This window comes from Mesorhizobium sp. WSM4308, assembly GCF_002294905.1.
Lineage (GTDB): Bacteria > Pseudomonadota > Alphaproteobacteria > Rhizobiales > Rhizobiaceae > Mesorhizobium.
Map to the genome: position 1 here is coordinate 1 of NZ_NSFW01000037.1, position 19,552 is coordinate 19,552.

The 19,552-nt window shown below is 56.4% G+C and carries 18 protein-coding genes and 3 pseudogenes; 19 read left to right on the forward strand and 2 right to left on the reverse strand.

Going from position 1 to position 19,552, the window contains the following annotated elements:
* The 10 genes and pseudogenes from CK227_RS35650 to CK227_RS35695 form a co-directional block, all read left to right on the forward strand.
* The coding region (locus tag CK227_RS35650; RefSeq protein ID WP_127259213.1) for a DUF269 domain-containing protein at positions 1-393 on the forward strand (393 nt) is incomplete at its 5' end.
* Between the two features lie 90 nt (positions 394-483).
* Positions 484-642, forward strand: coding sequence for a CCE_0567 family metalloprotein (locus CK227_RS35655; RefSeq protein WP_224571204.1), 159 nt, complete (start codon positions 484-486; stop codon positions 640-642).
* Positions 639-954: pseudogene (gene fdxB, locus CK227_RS35660) on the forward strand (ferredoxin III, nif-specific). Before CK227_RS35655 ends, fdxB (CK227_RS35660) begins: the two are co-directional and overlap by 4 nt.
* 79 nt (positions 955-1,033) lie before the next feature.
* A complete protein-coding gene (locus CK227_RS37705) occupies positions 1,034-1,225 on the forward strand; it encodes an exopolysaccharide production repressor protein (protein WP_127230899.1) in 192 nt (63 codons plus the stop codon).
* A gap of 236 nt (positions 1,226-1,461) precedes the next feature.
* Positions 1,462-2,475, forward strand: a complete 1,014-nt coding sequence (locus tag CK227_RS35670; RefSeq protein ID WP_024505903.1) for a 1-aminocyclopropane-1-carboxylate deaminase — start codon at positions 1,462-1,464, stop codon at positions 2,473-2,475.
* Between the two features lie 599 nt (positions 2,476-3,074).
* On the forward strand, positions 3,075-4,232 hold the full coding sequence (locus CK227_RS35675) for a TlpA disulfide reductase family protein (RefSeq protein ID WP_063170386.1): 1,158 nt from the start codon (positions 3,075-3,077) through the stop codon (positions 4,230-4,232).
* A 324-nt stretch (positions 4,233-4,556) separates the two neighbouring features.
* Positions 4,557-4,993: pseudogene (locus tag CK227_RS35680) on the forward strand (DUF269 domain-containing protein).
* 46 nt (positions 4,994-5,039) lie between these two features.
* Entirely contained in the window at positions 5,040-5,243 is a 204-nt protein-coding gene (locus CK227_RS35685; protein ID WP_063169367.1) for a CCE_0567 family metalloprotein, read from the forward strand.
* A complete protein-coding gene (gene fdxB, locus CK227_RS35690; RefSeq protein ID WP_174800308.1) occupies positions 5,240-5,557 on the forward strand; it encodes a ferredoxin III, nif-specific in 318 nt (105 codons plus the stop codon). Before CK227_RS35685 ends, fdxB (CK227_RS35690) begins: the two co-directional genes overlap by 4 nt.
* Positions 5,554-5,760 (forward strand): exopolysaccharide production repressor protein, encoded by a 207-nt coding sequence (locus CK227_RS35695; protein WP_082826584.1) that lies wholly within the window; start codon positions 5,554-5,556, stop codon positions 5,758-5,760. The genes fdxB (CK227_RS35690) and CK227_RS35695 overlap by 4 nt, the downstream gene beginning before the upstream one ends.
* 597 nt (positions 5,761-6,357) lie before the next feature.
* Here the strand turns inward: CK227_RS35695 and CK227_RS35700 are convergent.
* Positions 6,358-8,160: an ABC transporter ATP-binding protein gene (locus CK227_RS35700; protein WP_063169366.1), complete on the reverse strand. Its 1,803-nt coding sequence runs from the start codon at positions 8,158-8,160 to the stop codon at positions 6,358-6,360.
* Here CK227_RS35700 and CK227_RS37010 point away from each other — a divergent pair.
* Together CK227_RS37010 and CK227_RS35705 are read left to right on the forward strand one after the other, a co-directional pair.
* Complete coding sequence (locus CK227_RS37010; RefSeq protein ID WP_127262113.1) at positions 8,140-8,442, forward strand: hypothetical protein; 303 nt, start codon at positions 8,140-8,142, stop codon at positions 8,440-8,442. The genes CK227_RS35700 and CK227_RS37010 overlap by 21 nt on opposite strands.
* Before the next feature lie 354 nt (positions 8,443-8,796).
* Positions 8,797-9,543: a LuxR family transcriptional regulator gene (locus tag CK227_RS35705; RefSeq protein WP_063169365.1), complete on the forward strand. Its 747-nt coding sequence runs from the start codon at positions 8,797-8,799 to the stop codon at positions 9,541-9,543.
* 16 nt (positions 9,544-9,559) lie between these two features.
* Here the strand turns inward: CK227_RS35705 and CK227_RS35710 are convergent.
* Positions 9,560-9,795: pseudogene (locus tag CK227_RS35710) on the reverse strand (transposase); the annotation flags it as partial.
* Positions 9,796-10,514: 719 nt separating this feature from the next.
* Here CK227_RS35710 and CK227_RS35715 point away from each other — a divergent pair.
* The 7 genes from CK227_RS35715 to CK227_RS35745 all read left to right on the forward strand — a co-directional run.
* Positions 10,515-11,231 carry an SPASM domain-containing protein gene (locus CK227_RS35715; protein WP_224571099.1) on the forward strand — a complete coding sequence of 239 codons (717 nt, stop codon included), beginning with the start codon at positions 10,515-10,517 and terminating at the stop codon, positions 11,229-11,231.
* 1,064 nt (positions 11,232-12,295) lie between these two features.
* Positions 12,296-13,552 (forward strand): diaminobutyrate--2-oxoglutarate transaminase, encoded by a 1,257-nt coding sequence (gene ectB / locus CK227_RS35720; RefSeq protein ID WP_063169362.1) that lies wholly within the window; start codon positions 12,296-12,298, stop codon positions 13,550-13,552.
* Positions 13,545-14,384: a hypothetical protein gene (locus tag CK227_RS35725; protein WP_063169361.1), complete on the forward strand. Its 840-nt coding sequence runs from the start codon at positions 13,545-13,547 to the stop codon at positions 14,382-14,384. The genes ectB (CK227_RS35720) and CK227_RS35725 overlap by 8 nt, the downstream gene beginning before the upstream one ends.
* A 166-nt stretch (positions 14,385-14,550) precedes the next feature.
* Positions 14,551-15,852 carry a diaminobutyrate--2-oxoglutarate transaminase gene (gene ectB, locus CK227_RS35730; RefSeq protein ID WP_063169360.1) on the forward strand — a complete coding sequence of 434 codons (1,302 nt, stop codon included), beginning with the start codon at positions 14,551-14,553 and terminating at the stop codon, positions 15,850-15,852.
* A 463-nt stretch (positions 15,853-16,315) separates the two neighbouring features.
* The gene (locus CK227_RS35735; RefSeq protein WP_063169359.1) at positions 16,316-18,145 is read left to right on the forward strand and encodes an IucA/IucC family siderophore biosynthesis protein; all 1,830 of its coding nucleotides are present in this window, start codon (positions 16,316-16,318) and stop codon (positions 18,143-18,145) included.
* A 390-nt stretch (positions 18,146-18,535) separates the two neighbouring features.
* On the forward strand, positions 18,536-19,102 hold the full coding sequence (locus CK227_RS35740) for a GNAT family N-acetyltransferase (RefSeq protein ID WP_158515808.1): 567 nt from the start codon (positions 18,536-18,538) through the stop codon (positions 19,100-19,102).
* Positions 19,103-19,417: 315 nt separating this feature from the next.
* A partial coding sequence (locus CK227_RS35745; protein ID WP_141245433.1) for an NAD(P)-binding protein occupies positions 19,418-19,552 on the forward strand: 135 nt, incomplete at its 3' end.

Sequence of the window (19,552 nt, forward strand, 5' to 3'; positions counted from 1 at the left end):
GACGACGAGGCCCTTGCTTCCCCGTTCGTCAAATGCCTCCTGCGGCTCATTCGTACTCAGGATTCCTTCGGCTTATGGGAAGGCCATTCGGATGCCGAGCTGCTGGCCGAGTTCATCATCACCAAGCAACAGCAACGTGCGGTACCCTTTGGCGGCGATCCCGATCCTGACGCGCTGTGGAGGCTCGACATGTTTTACACCGCCGTAGCGCTTGCGATCGAGGAGCGCTCCGGCGTGTCGACGTCGCCGACAATAGAAATGAAACCCGTGGGGGCTTCCGGCGGTTGGGCGTTCTGTCGAGACGTCCACCGGTTCGGCTTCGAGACTTTCCGCAAACTTGCTGAGGCCGGTACGAAACTGGTCGACGATGCGACTGCAGCCATTGAAGCCTAGCCCGAGATGGAGCGCATCAAGAAACCATTGTTCCAGGAAGGATCTATGTCAGACCTAGATAGGATGAGGAAAAAAGTCTGAAAGCTCCAGTTGCGTGCAGCTATTGCCAAGATGGCATTGCAGGACCTCGTCGAGGGTCTGCCGGGCAAGTGGGCCGACATACAGGAAGTCGCCGAGAAAACCCAAGCCGTTTATGCCGAGTTGGATGTTGCCAAGAGAGAACTCGCTTCAATGAAGAATTTAGGATGATGCGCACATTCACCACCCGTGACGGCTCCATTTGGATGCCGCCGTACCTGACCTCCATCGATAGCAAATCTGCATCGGCTGCTGCCGTTGTTTCAAGGTCTGCTCGCGCGATGTCATGCATCTTCACGGCGTTGATGATGCGGGTGAAATCCTCGCCCCTGCGATGACGAGGACGACGATTTCGACGGCAAGCTCAATCGCATGATCATGGTTGTCGATGATGCCGGCCGCTGCATAGGCTGCGGAGCCTGCGGCCGCGTCTGCCCCAAGAACTGCCAGACGCATGTTCCGGCCGACGAGCTCGCAACATGATCTGGCGAAAACCAGGGGAGCGGCGTGCACTTCATCTTTTTGTCGGCTCGTGGGGCTGGTCCTGTGCAGCAATGCGTCGATGGTTTACTTCGCTTTGGATTCGCTCCGTGTGGCAGTCGTCACGACGCTGGCCTGTTCGCTGCTGCTTCAGGCCGGCTACTTCGGCCGCGTGCTCTTTCTGATCTGGCAGTCCTCTAGCCGCGCTCGTGGAACTCGCCACAGGGGCCAGCATGCCGATGGTTACAGGAAAGCTCGGGTACCAGTCGTCTGACTCTGATCAACTGCGGAATGCAATTTTCAGCTGTGTCCCGGCTTGGTCGAATGCCCAGCATGTGCTGCTGCTTTGATGCGCGGATGACAGGATCAGTGCTCAGACCCACACCAATTTTGGTCACCCTCTGATGACTGAGCTGATCGTATAGGGAATCTGTGTTCGGCTAACACGCGACCATACCCCTGGGCTGACCGGTGCGTAGCAGGTTCAGGTACTTTTTTGCTGGAGATAGCATGCTGGAAAAATTCGAACGTTATCCGCTCACCTTTGGACCCACGCCGATCGAGAGGCTCGACCGCCTCGGCAAGCATCTGGGCGACAAGGTGGAAATCTACGTCAAACGCGAGGACTGCAACTCCGGTCTCGCGTTCGGCGGAAACAAGCTGCGCAAGCTCGAATACATTGTGCCCGACGCGATCGCGTCAGATGCCGATACGCTCGTCACAATCGGTGGCGTGCAGTCCAACCATACGCGCATGGTCGCTGCGGTCGCCGCCAAGATCGGCATGAAATGCCTCCTGGTCCAGGAGAGCTGGGTCCCACATGATGATGCTGTCTACGACCGGGTCGGCAATATCCTCTTGAGCCGCATCATGGGGGCAGAGGTGCGCCTGGTTGACGAGGGCTTTGACATCGGCATCCGCCGCAGCTGGGAAAAGGCACTTTATGAAGTCAAGGCAAGGGGCGGCAGGCCATATGCGATACCTGCCGGCGCCTCTGTCCACAAATACGGCGGCCTGGGCTATGTGGGGTTCGCTGAGGAGGTGCGTGCCCAGGAAGAGCAGCTTGGGTTTGCCTTCGACTATATCGTCGTCTGTACGGTGACTGGTTCAACCCACGGCGGCATGCTCGTCGGGTTCGCCAAGGATGGTCGACAGCGCAACGTGATCGGTATCGATGCCTCCGCCATGCCCGCCAAGACCAAGGCGCAGGTGCTTGGCATCGCCCAAAATACAGCGAAGCTCGTCCACCTCGGAGCGGAAATTGTCGAGGCAGACGTGGTGTTGTTCATGGACTACGCGTACCCGGGTTATGGCGTTCCATCGGAGGAAACCAAAGAGGCAATCCGTTTGTGCGCGCGGCTCGAGGGCATGATTACGGACCCCGTTTACGAGGGCAAATCGATGCAAGGGATGATCGACCTCGTCCAGAGGGGCTTCTTTCCACAGGGATCGAGGGTCCTCTACGCACATCTAGGCGGCGCACCGGCGATCAACGGGTACGGCTACACCTTTCGCAACGGCTGACGTTCGGCAGTCTGCGATTCCGCGGTCGCGCTCGAACGTGGGTAGGTAGCGTCGTTCGAGCGCTTGGCTGGAGAAGTGGAGGCAGCGACGGGCATCCACTAATTGGTACCATTACGTGCTGTCGGTGCTCAACGCCACGCGCATTGAGCGCATGCCGCCGTTGGCAACCGCGAGGCGAATTTTGACTCCGGGGCAAGAATCCACACGCGGCGGTGGCGGCACGAGGACCAAGCCGGCGAGTTCGCGCTTTCGAACTGGCGCCAAACTGCCACTGCTCGAGGGCCGAGGCCAGTCTAATCACAGGCGAGCCGTCCAAGCTCTCAAGAGTGATAGGGCGAAACCCGACAGCGGCAGAAGACATGTCGGGTTCACGACAATCGGCCGCATTTGGCCTCGTGGAGAATTTCAAAGCATTTCCCGCCGCTTACCGGAGCTGAGGGAATTGGCACCTCCGTTGCAGCTTGATGTGCGGCAACACGGTGAGAGCTTCGCTGAAGCAAGCCAGAGGGAGCGATGCCCTCGAGACCGTGTCCGATTTTGACTGGAAAATATTCCGCGACAAAAGAGACGAAAGGTGTGGAATGACTTTGGACACCAAGATGGAACTGCGTATGGGGTCCCCGGCTCCTGCGATCAAAGTGGAGAACTGGCTGCGTGGCGAGCCCCTCACGAACTTTCGGCCCGGCAAGGTCTACCTCGTTGAGTTTTGGGCGACTTGGTGCGGACCATGTGTCGACGCCATGCCCCATTTGATCGAACTGCAGGAGAAATATGAAGGCAGCGGATTTGAGGCGGTCGGAGTTGCCGCCTGCGAACAGGGTCCTACCGCAGACGAGGCGCGGACCAACGTGGATGCCTGGCTGACCGAGGAGTTCCCGAATCTGAATTATCGTATCGGGTTCGATTACATTGGCGAAATGAACAAGCTCTGGATGGATCCCAGCTCTTCGATTGGGATTCCCACCTCGTTCGTGGTCGACCGCGACGGCCACATCGCTTTTATCGGCCACCCGGCGGAACTCGATGACGTTTTGCCGAAAGTCCTTAACGGCAGCTGGCGCAGCAGCTATGAAGCGAAAGCCGCCGATGCAAAGCGCATCGCGCATAACCAACTTGCAGCGCGCGAAATGTCGCTTACCGGGCCGATATACGCCAAACTTGAGCCGGCGATGCAGGCCGAGGATTGGACGGCGGCGCTCTTGGCCATCGAAGAAGGCCTCGCCTTGATGCCAGACTCTTGTGAGTTCCGGCAGATTCATGCGGATCTTCTGCTTCACAAGCTGCGCGACATCAAGACCGGCATGCCGGTCATGCGAGAATTGGTCGAGGACGCGATCGACAAAACGTCCGACGCGGTGTCGTGGATGGCCTTGGCCCTCAACCAACTCTTCGATCCCACGATGGACAATTCCCATCTTCCGCGCGCGGAGCGCTTTGCGATGGGCAACGAGCTCTCGGAACAGATACTGGCACTCAATCCCCCGAACGGCGATGGCCCGTTTAAATACCTCCGGTACCTCCCGGTAGCTCAGTATTATTACGAGAGCGGCAACAAAGATCGCGCAATCGAGTTGATCGAGGTGGCACTGAAATCGGTGGACCGGCTGGGGCCAATTCCGGACCACACCAAACAGTACTATCTTACCCCATTGCTCGAAGCACTGGCCAACTACACGGGTGAGCCTGCCTGTCACGCGGATCTTTGTGTGGCTCCGCAAAAGAAGGCACCCGAAACTCAAAACGAAGTCACTTCCTGAGCAAGAATCGCGAAGGGACTGACAATTGGAATTGAACACTGGCCAATCCGCCCATCGAAGCTCTCTTCGCAGCAAGTATGTCGATGCAGCAGGGCGGCGGCTTGCGGAAGGTTGGATTTCAATTGCGTTGACCACCGGTCGGATCGCGGCGCAGACGATGTGCGCCGCGAATTCGCGCCGCAGGTCTCGCACTCGTGGACATGTCGAGGTCGGCCACGGGGCACTCTTGGGGTTGGCCCGCCCAAGCCATTCGTCGGCCACGCAAGCGGACCCGGAGTGGGCATCGCAGGAAAAGGAAATCGTACCTCGAAGACGAAGACTGAAATGACGAACAACGAAATTCCTCCGGTTGGCCCTGCTGTCAACAATGACGACGAGGCCCTTGCTTCCCCGTTCGTCAAATGCCTCCTGCGGCTCATTCGTACTCAGGATTCCTTCGGCTTATGGGAAGGCCATTCGGATGCCGAGCTGCTGGCCGAGTTCATCATCACCAAGCAACAGCAACGTGCGGTACCCTTTGGCGGCGATCCCGATCCTGACGCGCTGTGGAGGCTCGACATGTTTACACCGCCGTAGCGCTTGCGATCGAGGAGCGCTCCGGCGTGTCGACGTCGCCAATAATAGAAATGAAGCCCCTGCGGGCTTCCAGCGGTTGGGCGTTCTGTCGAGACGTCCACCGGTTCGGCTTCGAGACTTTCCGCAAACTTGCTGAGGCCGGTACGAAACTGGTCGACGATGCGACTGCAGCCATTGAAGCCTAGCCCGAGATGGAGCGCATCAACAAAACCATTGTTCCAGGAAGGATCTATGTCAGACCTAGATAAGATGAGGAAGAAAGTCCGAAAGCTCCAGTTGCGTGCAGCTATTGCCAAGATGGCATTGCAGGACCTTGTCGAGGGTCTGCCGGGCAAGTGGGCCGACATACAGGAAGTCGCCGAGAAAACCCAAGCCGTTTATGCCGAGTTGGATGTTGCCAAGAGAGAACTCGCTTCAATGAAGAATTTAGGATGATGCGCACATTCACCACCCGTGACGGCTCCATTTGGATGCCGTCGTACCTGACCTCCATCGATAGCAAGACCTGCATCGGCTGCTGCCGTTGTTTCAAGGTCTGCTCGCGCGATGTCATGCATCTTCACGGCGTTGATGATGCGGGTGAAATCCTCGGCCCCTGCGATGACGAGGACGACGATTTCGACGGCAAGCTCAATCGCATGATCATGGTTGTCGATGATGCCGGCCGCTGCATAGGCTGCGGAGCCTGCGGCCGCGTCTGCCCCAAGAACTGCCAGACGCATGTTGCGGCCGACGAGCTCGCAACATGATCTGGCGAAAACCAGGAGAACGGCGTTGCACTTCATCTTTTTGTCGGCTCGTGGGGCTGGTCCTGTGCAGCAATGCGTCGATGGTTTACTTCGCTTTGGATTCGATCCGTGTGGCAGTCGTCACGACGCTGGCCTGTTCGCTGCTGCTTCAGGCCTGCTATTTCGGCTGCGTGCTCTTTTTCGCGGACGTCGATGATCTGTAGAACTGTTCATTCGCTCCGCAGAGGGCCGGCGAATCCAATCTCTTCCTAAGCCCGTTGGCCGTAATCGAAAGACACGGGGCCGGCGAGTTCGTGCTCAGCTGCCACTGTGCTAGCAAGGGAACGGAATCCAATCCCGGAGCAGATGGCCAGAGTTGAGCGAAGACTGCGGTCGGAGCTCCTGCGCTTCCGGGTCTCCAAGGGGACGACTTTGCGAACCGAAGGGACTTTGAACCGTTGACGTGGCCAGCGTGCGGTAGGTTGGGCCAGCGACAGGGATCCCGGCCGGCCGGGAAGCACCGCCCTCTCAATGTGCGTTGACTTCGCTTCCTTTGGCGAAATGTGGGTAACGGCGAGGGCCGCACTCTTCCCGGGCCGTCGACATTCCCGCCCTTTTGGTGCGTGCGCCGTTAGGCGCGACAATTCGGTGCCCGCGTGTAACTGCGCGCATTCGCCGAAGCTTAGACGTGGTGCATTCCCGCTCGCCCGTTTGGCGGACAGTTCCGGCCGTGCTGGTTTTGCCGCCTAACGCCCGCCGCTCGTCACTGCCACACCCCTCTCCGGCAACGGCTCGGCGCATCGCGCAAGCCGGTTTAGCGATCAGGCCAGGCCCTTCGCGAGTTCCAACGCCTGCCGTTCGAAGAGGCGGCGGTAAATGCCACCATCGAGATTGATCAGGGCGGCATGATCGCCGTCCTCCATGATGCGGCCACGGTCGAAGACGAGCAGCCGATCGAGCGAGCGGACCGTCGACAGCCGGTGTGCGATGACGAGTGTGGTTCGGCCCACCATCAACCGATCCACCGCTTGTTGAATGAGCACCTCGGATTCCGAATCGAGGCTCGATGTGGCCTCGTCCAGAATAAGGATCGGCGCGTTCGCGAGGAAGGCGCGCGCGATCGCCACGCGCTGGCGCTCGCCGCCGGAGAGCTTCAAACCCCTTTCGCCGACCAATGTCCCATAGCCCTTCGGCAGGGGCGCGATGAATTCGTGGGCACTTGCCAGTCGTGCCGCTTGCTCGATCTCGGCCTGGCTCGCGCCAGGCCGGCCATAGGCGATGTTCTCGGCAAGCGACCTGTGAAACAGGATCGGCTCCTGCTGCACGATCGCGATCTGCGAACGAAGGGACTCTTGGGTCACCTCCGAGACGTCCTGACCGTCTATCAGGATCCGGCCGCCGCTCAGGTCGTAGAGTCTCTGGATCAGCTTCACGAATGTTGTCTTGCCGGAACCGGAGGGTCCAACCAACCCAACCCTTTCGCCAGCTTCAATCGACAGCGAACATTCGCTATAGAGCGGCAGGGGATGGTTGGCGTAGCGGAAGTGGACGTTCTCGAAATCGATACGGCCGTTCGTGATCCGGATCGGCTTGGCCTCTGGACGATCGGCAACATCCACCTGCTGATTGTGGATGGCCACCAGTTCTTCCATATCATTAACCGAGTGCTGCACGTTGCGGACATGCATGCCGGCATCACGCAGATAGCCCTGCAGGACGATGAAGGACGTGAGAACATATGCTATCTCGCCCGGCGTTGCCTGTCCATGCGACCACAGAAGCAGGGCATATCCGACCACCGCCACCCTGAGCGCAACCAAAGTTACGCCTTGGGTTGAGCCGATGATCGTTCCGCGCACCCAGCTCCGGCGCGCGCGGTGCCGCCATTTCGTCATGATATTTGCAAGCCGCTCGTCTTCGCGAACCTCTGCGCCGAAGCCCTTGACCACAGCGTTGCAACTGACCGCGTCCGCAAGCGCGCCGCTGAGCCTTGTGTCCCATCGGTTGGCAAGGCTCGCCGCTGGCGCGACATAGCCGAGCGACAGCGAAATCGAAAACGCAAGGTAGACGAGAGAGCCGCAAGCAAAGATCACGCCCATGACCGGCCAGTGCCAGCCGAGCAGCACCGTCGAGCCGATCAAGATGACAAACGACGGGAGCAGCGTGACGAGTATCGTGCTGTTGAGGAGGTCGAGCGCCCACATGCCGCGCGTTATCTTGCGCACTGTCGAGCCGGCGAAGCTGTTTGCATGCCAGTCTGTCGAAAAGCGCTGCACATGATGGAACGCTTCGGTCGCGACGTCGGAAATCATTTTCAACACCAGGTCGCTCAGGCCAATGAAGGCGACGTGGCGCATGGCAATGCCACCGAGTGCCAATGCAATCGGTACAGAGAATGCTGCAACAGCTGAATCCGAAGCTGGTGCTGCCGCATTAGCAGCACGAGAAACAGCGTCGATGAGTCGGCCAGAATAGAGCGGCATCAACACGTCAGCCAGCGTGGAGGCGAGCATCGCGGTCATGATGATCGCGAGCCGGGCCGGCTGCCTGTTCCAGAGGCGAACAGTGAAGGCGAAAACGTCGCGACAAGTGGCGCCGCGCCCATGGACGGGGAAACGTCTCATAGTTTCCAAGCGGGCGCATCAACACGCTCGGTCCCAAAGACGATAAAAGACAAAACTGGAATTTCGACCTCCCCCATAACAGCATCAATTTTGGCGGGCAGCTCTTGCCGCCTCACGACGGTGAGTTCAAAAGTCGTGCCAACTGAGCGGGAACATCCGAAGGACAAATTCAGCAGGTTACCGAGCCTGGAGAAAGTCAGCCGCCATCCAGTCGATACGATTGCTACGGCTGCTCAACTCGGGAGATTGGAAAAGAAGGTCGATGTATCGATTGAATTTTGAGCTTGTTCTTGCCTCGATCAAATAAGTACAGTTGCAATGCAGCTTTCTCAGGCCCGGCACTTAGGTGCTGATTTCAAAAGCGCGCCGCGAATACTTTCCTGCCCATATTCCGTCAATCGAATGCTCGACTGTCGGATTGTGCGCTCCCCGACACAGTGCTGTCGGTTCGCCTCCTGGGTACCTCCCCCGTCGATTGACGACCTGAAGGAGAAGCTTCGCTCGCAAGCTGGCACGACTCTTGAGGGTACTCCAGGTGGCGGAAGGAACTCCGGCTCGAGTCCCGTTGACTTCGGATGTTGCGAGGCTGGGTTGGAGCAAACTGTGCACCAATGAGAACGCAATGAAGGAGACATCATGGAACTCCGGCGGATTGCGGTGGAGTTAGACCTATTCCTCAAGATGACTGATGATGTCGCTCAATCCGAACAGTTGTTCGAACTGTTGTCTGCGTTTGCGCTGAATTTCGATTGCCCGTGGATTGCCTATGGGCCGCTCGCATCAGAGAGGGCTTTCAAGCCGAACCGGGAGGGTTCTGTGGTGATGTGGAATTATCCTGCTGAATGGCAGGAGCGCTACTCGAGAATGGGCTATGCCAAAATAGACCCCCTCATCAAGAAAGGTCGAAAGGAGGCGGGACCCTTTCGATGGAGCGAGGTGTATACTGATGAAAACATAACTGAAGATGGACGCCGCGTCTTGGACGAAGCAGCAACATTCGGCTTGAGGTCAGGCGTTACCGTCCCATTACATGGCCCTGGTGGCAGCTTTAGGTTTGTGAGTTTTGCTCAATCCTCGGACTGCGAATTGCAGAATAGAGCGATCACCTACCTGCAAATGGCCGCGCTGCGGTTTCATCGGATGGTTACGAAGTTCGACACTACGACTGCGTCGGAACGAGCTCATAACCTGTCTCCGAGAGAAATAGAGTGCATTGATTTGGTGTCACAAGGAAAATCATCTTGGGAAATAGGAACTATTTTAGGCAGATCACGAAATACGATAGATTTCCATTTAAAAAATGTAATGCGGAAGTTGGATGCGACCAGCAGAACGGTAGCTGTTGTAAAAGCTTTGAACCTTGGGATTATCCAACCGCCGTAGGTGCGCAGCTAGTTCTCCGCCCGTAGTAGCGCGCGTGATAGCCGAGACGCTCCGGCGTGCGCTCGCTCTTCGAAGCACCCAGCGCCTCGTCCATCTCGGCCTCGAGCACCTCCTGCATCACGGCGCGAATCACCTCGTGCAATCCATCCGGCTTCGAAAGCAAAATGTCGTTGACGCTGCTACGGCGGATTTATCTTCAGGCTTGGTCCTGGTGGCGATGCTGAGTTCGCTTCGCTGAGATTGGGCGGTCATGACAGGGTGGTGTTCAATGTCACCGATTCCTGGAAGAAATTACCATCCGTATTAAGCGACTGACGATGAGTGATGTGTGTCCAAAATCTGACAGCTGTCAGAAAACATTTCGGGTTCAATACAGCGGAGCGTCTTAGCCCTGTCGGGCTTTTCGAAGCCTATCTCGCAGTAACTGCGCGCCAGGCGCACTAGCTCGGCCTTTGCTGGTCGATGTGCGGCAATATAGTGTGAGGGCTGACCCGCATGAGAACACGGAACTCGCTCGATGAAGGATGATCGACGGCATCCAGAAAGCTTCTCTCCGGCGGGTTCGAGGGTGCTGCGCGCGCATCTCGGCGACGGGCCAGCGACCAACGGTTGAGGCTACATCTCCGGAGCGAGTGATGCCTCGAAAGATGCAATGCTGTCTCTGGTCCGACGCGCTGGAAGTTTGTGAAGGGTCGGCCCGGCAAATCGGTGAACCGGGCGGCTTAGGCTGCCAAAAAGGGTAGATGTCTGCGTTGCCTCGGTAGATCAGCAGGCGGTATCAGAAAGCCAAAGGCACACGCACACCATCGTGGCGCTTCGCAGGAAGTAGATGGGAGTAATCACCAGTGATTTTACCGGAACTTCGCTCAGCAAACACAGCCGGCAGGGTTTTGGAGATAACGACGACCACGGGATGCGTCGTAGGATGTTCATATTGTCCCCAGGACAAGTTCGCGGTCCGGCAAAGAAAAGTGTCTCATGCGAGTCATCTGGATCTTGAAGATTTCAAGCGGTGTCTGGCCCGCGTACCGACTTCCGTCGACATTGGTTTTGCGGGATACTCCGAACCTTGGCTCAATCCGGACTGTACCGAAATGGTGGAGCACGCCTTCGCCAAAGGCCATGGCATCAGGATTTTTACGACGCTGGTGGGAATGAACGGGCAGGACCTGCAGCGATTGCAAGCCTTGCGCTTGGGCGTATTCGTGGTCCATGTTTTCGATGACGGCACCTACATGAACAGCCGCCTGGTCGGAGACAAGTATCGCGATCTGGTTCGTCAACTCGTCGACGCGGACATCCCCTTGATCCGATTCGTGGCCTTGGGCGAGCCCCACCCAGATATAGCCGACATTATTCCTACCGAAGCCCTGATAAAAGCGCGGCCGGTGAGCAGTAGGGGTGGAAGCGTCGACCCTAAGATCGTTGCACCACGTCAGCCAGTGGTCGGAGCCCTAACCTGCGTGGACGCACGACAGTATCGGAATGTTCTTCTTCCAAACGGCGACGTTACCCTGTGCTCTATGGATTTTGAACGGCGTCACGTATTGGGCAACCTTCTATATGAGGGTTACTCCGCTCTGTTTGAAAAGCCAGTTTTTCGCGAAATCGTCGACCGCATGAATGGAGCAGATGGTTTTCTGCTTTGCAGGATGTGTGAATTCGCCGACCCAAACGACCGGACCTGAGTGCATGCCGGCCGAGAGGGCGTGCCTGGCAGTGCGGATGGCCCCACGACAGATGCACCTGCCCGCGACGCCATCGTGTTTTCACGTTACGCCAGTATGTTCCTGTAGGCGCGGCAGTGGGCCTCGAGCATTTCGGAGACGAGCTCATCGAAAGGTCTTCGCCTTCCAACCGAGCTTGTCGGCCTGCCTAGCTTGAGGTAACGCCGATCACAGGTCAACCATCGGTCGGATGGAAACAGTGTTAGTCGATCCCGATCAGAGCTTGATTGCTTACTCACGGCTCACCTCGTCAACGCCTTCACCCTCCCGGACGATCTCCTTTTCGACTCGCCTGAAGGCAGCAGCCCAGCTGCGGCCGGGGATGGTTGCCGTCGCGGTAGTGGACGTTCTCGAAACCGATGCGGCCCTTCGCCAGCGCGTCTCCCGGTTGCTTCCGCCTGGCCTACGAACGGGCTTTCCGTCAAGGGGGTCCACGGCGGCCCCGCCCTCTTGATCCGGCGGCTCGGGCCAGTCATCGCGCAAGAGATCGGAATCCGCATTCTTCTCAAAGAGAGCGTGGCTTTCGCTGTGTCATCGGTCATCAAATAGTTTCTTGAATCAGGTTGGTGTCCGCAGCCCGAGGTTGAACGGCGAATATTGATGACCGCCGCGAAGCCGCTCGCTCGCTACGGCGCTATTGAGGAGCGCGCTCGCGAGCGGCTTCGCTACCGCCGAGCGACACAACCTCTGGCGACGCGACCCTGCTGATCTCCTTGGACTCATTCATTTGTCCGGAGCGCTATGGGCAGCGAAGGGTGGGTACGTCAACTACCTGATGCCATAGTAGCGATGCTTTCGCGGAAGCTTTAGAAGCCATCCTGTTGCAGCACATTCGAAAGCATCCGAATGGAGGGCAACGCAACCCAACAATATTTGATGAGGATGCCGGCATCACCAGACCAAACCCAGACCAAACAAAGCTGCCTCCGGCATTCTGCTTCAACGTTAAGCGACGAACATCTGCCGCAAACCACTAGCCATTAAACAGCTCTCTTCTTTGAAAGACTATGTGCAGAGGACTTGATATGGACACCGACGCTTTCACGGCTCATGAATCTAACGTTCGTCGTTATTGCCGGGCGTTCCCCACCGTCTTTACGAAGGCCCTTGGGGCGACGATCTGGGACGAGACGGGTAAGCCCTTTATCGATTTCCTGGTGGGTTCCGGCGCACTCAACTACGGGCACAACAATCCGGATATTATGGCGCCAGCGATTGAATATCTCGTCGGTGAGAACATTCTTCTGTCGCTTGATATGCATACGGCGGCAAAGCGTGACTTCATTGAAGGGTTCGTCGATTGGATCCTGAAACCCAGAGGCCTTTCGTACAAGATTCAGTTTCCCGGGCCGACCGGCACGAACGCCAACGAAGCGGCGCTGGCGCTGGCGCGAAAATACACCGGCCGCTCGAGCGTCATGGCCTTTACGAATGCGTTCCACGGCATGTCGCTCGGCTCTCTAGCGGTGTCGGGCTCGGCCTCAACCAGGGAACTGGGAGGCGTCGCTCGCCACGATGTGATCCGTGTTCCCTATGACGGCTATCCGAGCCAAGCTTTCGATTCCGCCAGTTACATCGACAGCGTTTTGAGCGACCCGGGGAGCGGCATAGAAAAGCCTGCCGCAATCATTCTGGAGACCATCCAGGCCGAAGGCGGCATGAACGCCGCATCCGCAGCTTGGCTCACGGAAATTCAGCGCATTTGCCGTACGCACGGCATTGTTTTTATCGTCGACGATATTCAGGCGGGTGCGGGCCGAACTGGCGATTTCTTCTCATTCGAGTCCGCGAAAATCGAACCGGATATTGTGTGTCTTTCCAAGTCCCTAAGCGGTTCAGGTAGTCCGTTGTCCATCGTTCTGATTCGACCCGACTTGGACATATGGAAGCCCGGAGAACATAGCGGGACCTTCAGAGGCAACAATTTCGCCTTCGTGACGGCAGGAGCCATGTGCAAGATGTGGTCGGATAGGAAATTTACTGCAGGTGTCGAGCGGACAGCCGTCAGGCTGCAAACGCACCTCGATCGCCTGGTTGCGAAATTTCCAAGATACATCGAACAGAAGCGCGGCCGCGGTCTGATGGCCGGCCTGAAATGCCGTTCACCGGCAGTTGTCGGCCGCGTGCACGATGTCGCATTCGAAAATGGCCTTCTTATCGAATCCTCGGGGCCAAATCGCGACGTTATCAAAGTCCTCCCACCGATAACCATCACCGATGCCGAACTCGATCGTGGCATCACCATCCTTGAACACGCACTACAGGAGCAAGACAATGCCTAGTCAGATATCTCAAGTGCCAGCCATCTCGCCGGTTTCGATCAAAGAACGGACCGGGTCGATCAACACGGCGGAGATCATCTCGGTCCTGAAAGGTGAGCTCACCGCTCTGCACATCAAGCAAGCTTTCAGCACCGAAGTAGCCGAGGAGATCACTACGAACTTTATTGGAAGCTCTGGTCTCAGAGAGCGTAAAGATGGTGTGCCCGGACAATATGTCGGCGCATCTCACTACAGGAAGGATGCAGCCACCTATTTCGCAGACGCCGAAAACGCGCGGCCGTACGTCGATGCCCTTTTTAAGAATTTGGTTGACCCGGTTCGAGCAGTATTCAGGGCGTTGAAGCGAGAGCTTCACAACCAGGGAATCGAATTGCGGCTAGCCCGTTCCGAACACGGCCAGGCCAATGTTTGTCGCGGCCTCAGTTGGTCGGGCACAGGCACATTTTCCTTGGATCCCCACGACGACGTCGCTCAAGTCTTACGTGCTGGCGATGATTACGAGCTTTCTGCGGTGGCGCACAATACGGTCGCAGCGCTCAACCTCTATCCCAGCATGCCTGAGGAAGGCGGCAATCTGAAGCTCTGGAGCCACAAGCCGACGGTTGCGGACCGGATATCGCAAGGTGTGGAGACCACTGGATATCCCTATTCGGCAGCCTATCTGGAAGCCGTCCCTTGCCGCGAGTTCGAGCTCAAAACCGGGGATATCGCCCTAATCGATGGCGGCTTCGTTCACGGGGTTACCGGTCAATTAGGCGACGGAAAGCGTCGCCTAGTGCTGAATTGCTTTTTCGGATTTGCGCGGCCTGATCTTGTTCTCTGGTGGACGTGACGTTGGACCTCGCAGCGATCGACTGGCTTGGGCCGTGAGTTGGCGTGGCCAGGCGTGTGACTGCTCATGCTGCCGTCATACAAGCCGAACCTCGAACCGATTGAAATGGCCTTCGCCAGACAGTTTGGGCTGATGCCTTTGCAGGCTACAATTCAGGACTCGCCCTATGAAGAAGCAGTTTACTCCTACAAACGATGTAAGCCTCGCGATCTTTGATCGTCTTGAGTCTGAGGTGCGGAGCTACGTCCGTGCGTTCCCAGTTCTGTTCGATCGAGGCGTCGGCACTGCCCTCATAGCTACAGACGGTCGGGAATACATCGACTTCTTGGGAGGCGCGGGAGCCTTGAATTACGGGCACAACAACCCAGCCTTCACGCGGGCGTTGTTGGACTACATTGCGCGCGACGGAATTGTGCACGGGCTCGACCTTGCTACGACCGCCAAGAAGGCCTTCATCGAAGCTTTTGAGCAGTTTATTTTGAAGCCCCGCGGTCTGTCTTATAAATTGCAATTTACTGGCCCCACAGGTACGAACGCGGTCGAGGCGGCTCTGAAGCTAGCTCGCCAAGTGACCGGCAGGTCAAACATCGTTTCGTTTACGAACTCGTTTCACGGAGTCAGCGCTGGGGCGTTGGCGGCAACCGGAAACACGAAGTTCCGAGATGCTGTCGGCTTTCCCCTCGCGCACGTGACATCGTTGCCGTACGAGGGCTATCTCGGCGCTTCAGACACGATCGAGTATTTCGAGAAGCTTCTCGATGATCCTAGCAGTGGTCTCGGCAAACCCGCTGCGGTGATCCTAGAAGCAGTGCAGGGCGAAGGCGGTGTCAATGCTGCTACCGTTGAATGGCTGCAACGGCTGCGTGATCTGACCTCTCGGCACGAGATCCTGATGATCCTCGATGATATTCAGGCTGGTGTCGGTCGCACAGGGAAATTCTTCAGTTTCGAGGCGGCTGAGATCGTGCCGGACATCGTTACCCTGTCAAAGTCGTTGTCTGCAATTGGAACGCCTATGGCCCTTGTCCTCATGAAGCCTGAACTTGATGTCTGGACGCCGGGTGCGCACACCGGCACGTTCAGGGGCAACAACTATGCTTTCGTCACTGCTCGTGCGGCCCTTGAGACTTACTGGTCCGACTCCAAGTTTGAAGATGAGATTGCTCGCAAATCAGCCATCTTGGCTCAAGAACTCAAGTCGATCGCAGACGACTTCCCCAGCCTTGCTCTGAATGTCCGAGGCCGCGGCTTGATGTATGGACTCGTATCACCAAAGCACCACTCATTGCCGGGGCTCATTTCCCGGGAAGCTTTTCGTCGCGGCTTGGTGATCGAGATCGCTGGCTCGTATGGTGAGGTGCTCAAGTTCATGACAGCCCTTACCATAACCGAGGCTGAACTGCGCCGTGGTCTGTCGATCGTACGCGACAGCATTGGCGCGGTGCAGGACAGCATTTCAGCGGAGTAGGCATTCACTCAGTCCCCCCTACCCAGTCTGGGCTTATCAAGCAAAGGAAATTCCGCTTTAGACGTATGCGATTGTATGGAGACGGACAGCAAAAATGGACACTCGGAGAGCTCAAACAATGGACACCGACCGCTTGACGTGATCGAACGACAGTACGGCATGTGCAAATCAATACACACTTCTTGCTCGTTGCAAGATGAAGGACGACGTCCAGGGCCGGTGAAACCGGTATTCTAATATATTATATAAGTAAGATGGTAATATTGCTGGTTTATCACGAGCGAAGACGAACGGTACACAACACATTAGAAATTAACTTGTATAAGAGGTCCGGTATTTCTTATCCTTTCTGATGAAAAATAGAACGGATTTTGTGCGACGTCGAAGTTTGGCGAGACGAGTGTAAGGCGCGTTCGCGAACCTTACACCGTTACGTTCTGAAGGAGTTGAGATCGTGAGTGATATGACAGCCCGAGACGATGAGATAAGCCTAGCCGAACGCGTAACGCAGCATTTGAAACCGCATTTATGGGCAAAGGCCAACCGGCTCCTTATCCGTAAAGCAATCAGCGAATTTGCACACGAGTTGCTAATTGCTCCTCGACTCCAGCGAATGGAAGGCGACTGGGGGAAGTATGTGCTGGAAAGCGAGACCCCTGGGTTGGAGTATTGGTTCCAGGCTCGGCGCCTCCTGCTAGATCACTGGCAAGTGGACGCCGGCTCTCTGGAGAAAAGGATTGAGGGCAGGCCGGCCCCCCTGGATGCGCTTGATTTTGTTATTGAGTTCAGCCGCCATCTTGGCATAAAGGAAGAGATGATGCCGGTTTACCTGCAGGAGATCAGCAGCACGCTGTATGGCAGCGCGTACAAGCAGGCCAAAACAGAGATATCCGCCGCAGAACTGGCTTTTGCCGATTACCAGATCGTTGAGGCTGGCATGACGGAGGGCCACCCGACCTTTATCGCGAATAACGGTCGCATTGGCTTTGACGCGCTCGACTATAGTCGCTATGCGCCGGAGGTGGGCAGTTCGATAAGACTCATATGGCTGGCCGTCCATAAAGAAATGGCAACGTTTAAGTCCATTTCAACGCTCGACTACGACCTTCTCATGCACGAGGAACTCGGTCGACAGGCGCTGGAACAGTTCGACGCAGCGTTGCGTCAAAAGGGACTAAACTCGACCGATTACATCTATATGCCAGCGCATCCTTGGCAATGGTTCAATCGGCTCTCAACTATCTTCGCGGCGGATATCGCCAACCGGCACATTGTCTGCCTAGGCCAGGGGAAGGACATATATCATGCCCAGCAATCGATCCGCACACTTTTCAATATAAGCGATCCGCATAAACGGTACGTGAAAACGGCGCTGTCGATACTTAACATGGGGTTTATGCGCGGCTTGTCACCGACACACATGCTGGCGACGCCCGCCATCAACGAATGGTTGAAGAATTTGCTCGACAGTGACTCCTATTTAGCCGCCAACGGCTTCAGCATCCTTCGCGAGGTCGCGACGATTGGCTATCGCAATCGTTGTTTCAACACCGCCCTCAAGAAGGACTCCCCTTACAAGCAGATGCTTTCTGCGCTGTGGAGGGAAAGCCCCCTTCGGCAGTTGAAAGAAGGGGAACGTCTGATGACAATGGCGTCGCTGCTTCATGTCGATTACAATGGTGAAGCACTCGTGACAGCCCTCATCAATGCCTCGGGGTTAGACGCCGCCGCTTGGCTACGCCGCTATTTTGAATCTTATCTGGCGCCGCTTCTCCACTGCTTTTATGCTTACGATCTAGCGTTTATGGCACATGGAGAAAATATAATTCTAGTTATGAAAGATCACGCTCCGACGCGAGTTATCATGAAAGACATTGGCGAGGAGCTTCGTATTCTAGGCGGAGATCTCAACGTGCCGGAGGAGATTAAGAGGATCTGCATTCAAGTAAATCGCGACATGAAGCACGACTTCATTTTCACCGACGTTTTCGACTGCTTCTTTCGTTACTTGGCTGTAACACTCGAAGAACATCTTGATTTTCCGTCGACACACTTCTGGCAGCTCGTAAGCGAGTCCATCCTTGGCTACCAGACGAAACATCCGGAATATGACGAAAAATACAGGCAGCATGACCTATTCGCTCCAGAATTTCTGCGACGATGTATGAATCGACTGCAGATACAAAAAAACCAGCAAATGGTGGACTTCGGTGATCCGGGAGAATACCTGCACACCGTCGGCACGCTGAAGAACCCACTGGCGGGCATTCGCAAAGTGACCAGTGCAGGTTAAGCTTGAAGGAGGCGCGTATTTTAAATGAACAATGTAGTTAGCCGGTTTTGGGCCAATACCATACCCCCCCCTTGGGGTAAGCAACCCCTTGCGTAAACGCCGCCGCAGCATGTTGCGCGTATCAGGCGCCCGCTCACCAGCGCGTCGCCTGCTTCCATTCTGAAAGGAGGCGCCTAATTTTTTTATCGCCTTCGGGCCGGCTTTCCAGGTGCCGTCAACACTGACACGGTTAGGCGCCCAAAGCTTGATTTGTGTAGACCTCGCTACCTTAAGCATAAACCTCGTCGAACGCCTTCAATCAAGCACTGCGGCCTTGACGCTCATGCTAGGAGATCATGGCCGCGTTGGAGGTAAGTGCGGCTCTAACTTATGGCTAGAAGGGAGCTTCTCATGTACATTCTAGAAACGCCGCGCCTAATCCTAAGGCCACCGTCGCATAGCGACGAGCTTCTTCTACATGAGCTTCATAGCGATCCATTTGTGGTAAATGCCATGTGGGATGGAGTCTATCCGACCCGAGAGCAATCGAAAGCTAAACTACAACAGTTCATCCATCATTGGCAGAGCAATGGTTTCGGCTTATGGATGGTGTTCGTAAAAGGCGAAGGCCAAGTCGGAAAATTCGCAGGCTACTGTGGATTGATGTACAGTGGCCCGTATCTGCCCGAAGATCCCACTAATGTGGAAACCGTATCGTGCCTCCACCTTGCGTCTTCCGGTAAGGGGATCGCCGCAGAGGCCGGCAGGGCAGCGATCCAGTTTGCTTTCGAGAACCTAACGCTCGAGAAGGTCACTTCATTCATTCGCCCAACGAACACGCGTTCGCTTCGGAAAGCACCGAAAGTAGGCCTTCGCTATGTAAGAGACCGGGTCTACAATAACGTAGTTATGCGATATTTTGAAGTGACAGTCTTGACTGCTGTAAAAATCGAAAAAGTCGTCGTTATCTCTTGTTAGTATCATTGTTTCTCGGAAGACGGTGATGCAAGAAACCGTAGGCGAGCGCTGCTCTCGCCCTACGAACTTGCAATCATTCACACCGACGCACCGGCGTGTCCGGAGATGCATGTGCCCTGGAATTGAGAGCTTGTCGGTTCAGAGATAGTTCAGATGGGTCGCTCGGTCTCGCTTCGGGCATGCCCTCGACCGATTTGGCGATCAAATCGCTCCGTTACAGACGGCATGATGTGGAGCTGCCGCGCCGTAAGTGACCATATCTCAGGCGGTAGGAGGAGCGCTTTGCTGAAGAAGCCCATCACACTTGGTACCTTGATGGGGAGTTGCGTGGTTTTCGATTATATCGTCGTGGGTGGTGGCTCCTCTGGATGCGTGATGGCGAGCAGGCTCTCCGCCTATGGCGCTCGCGTGCTGCTCATTGAAGCTGGCCCTGATACGCCGCCGAATGCC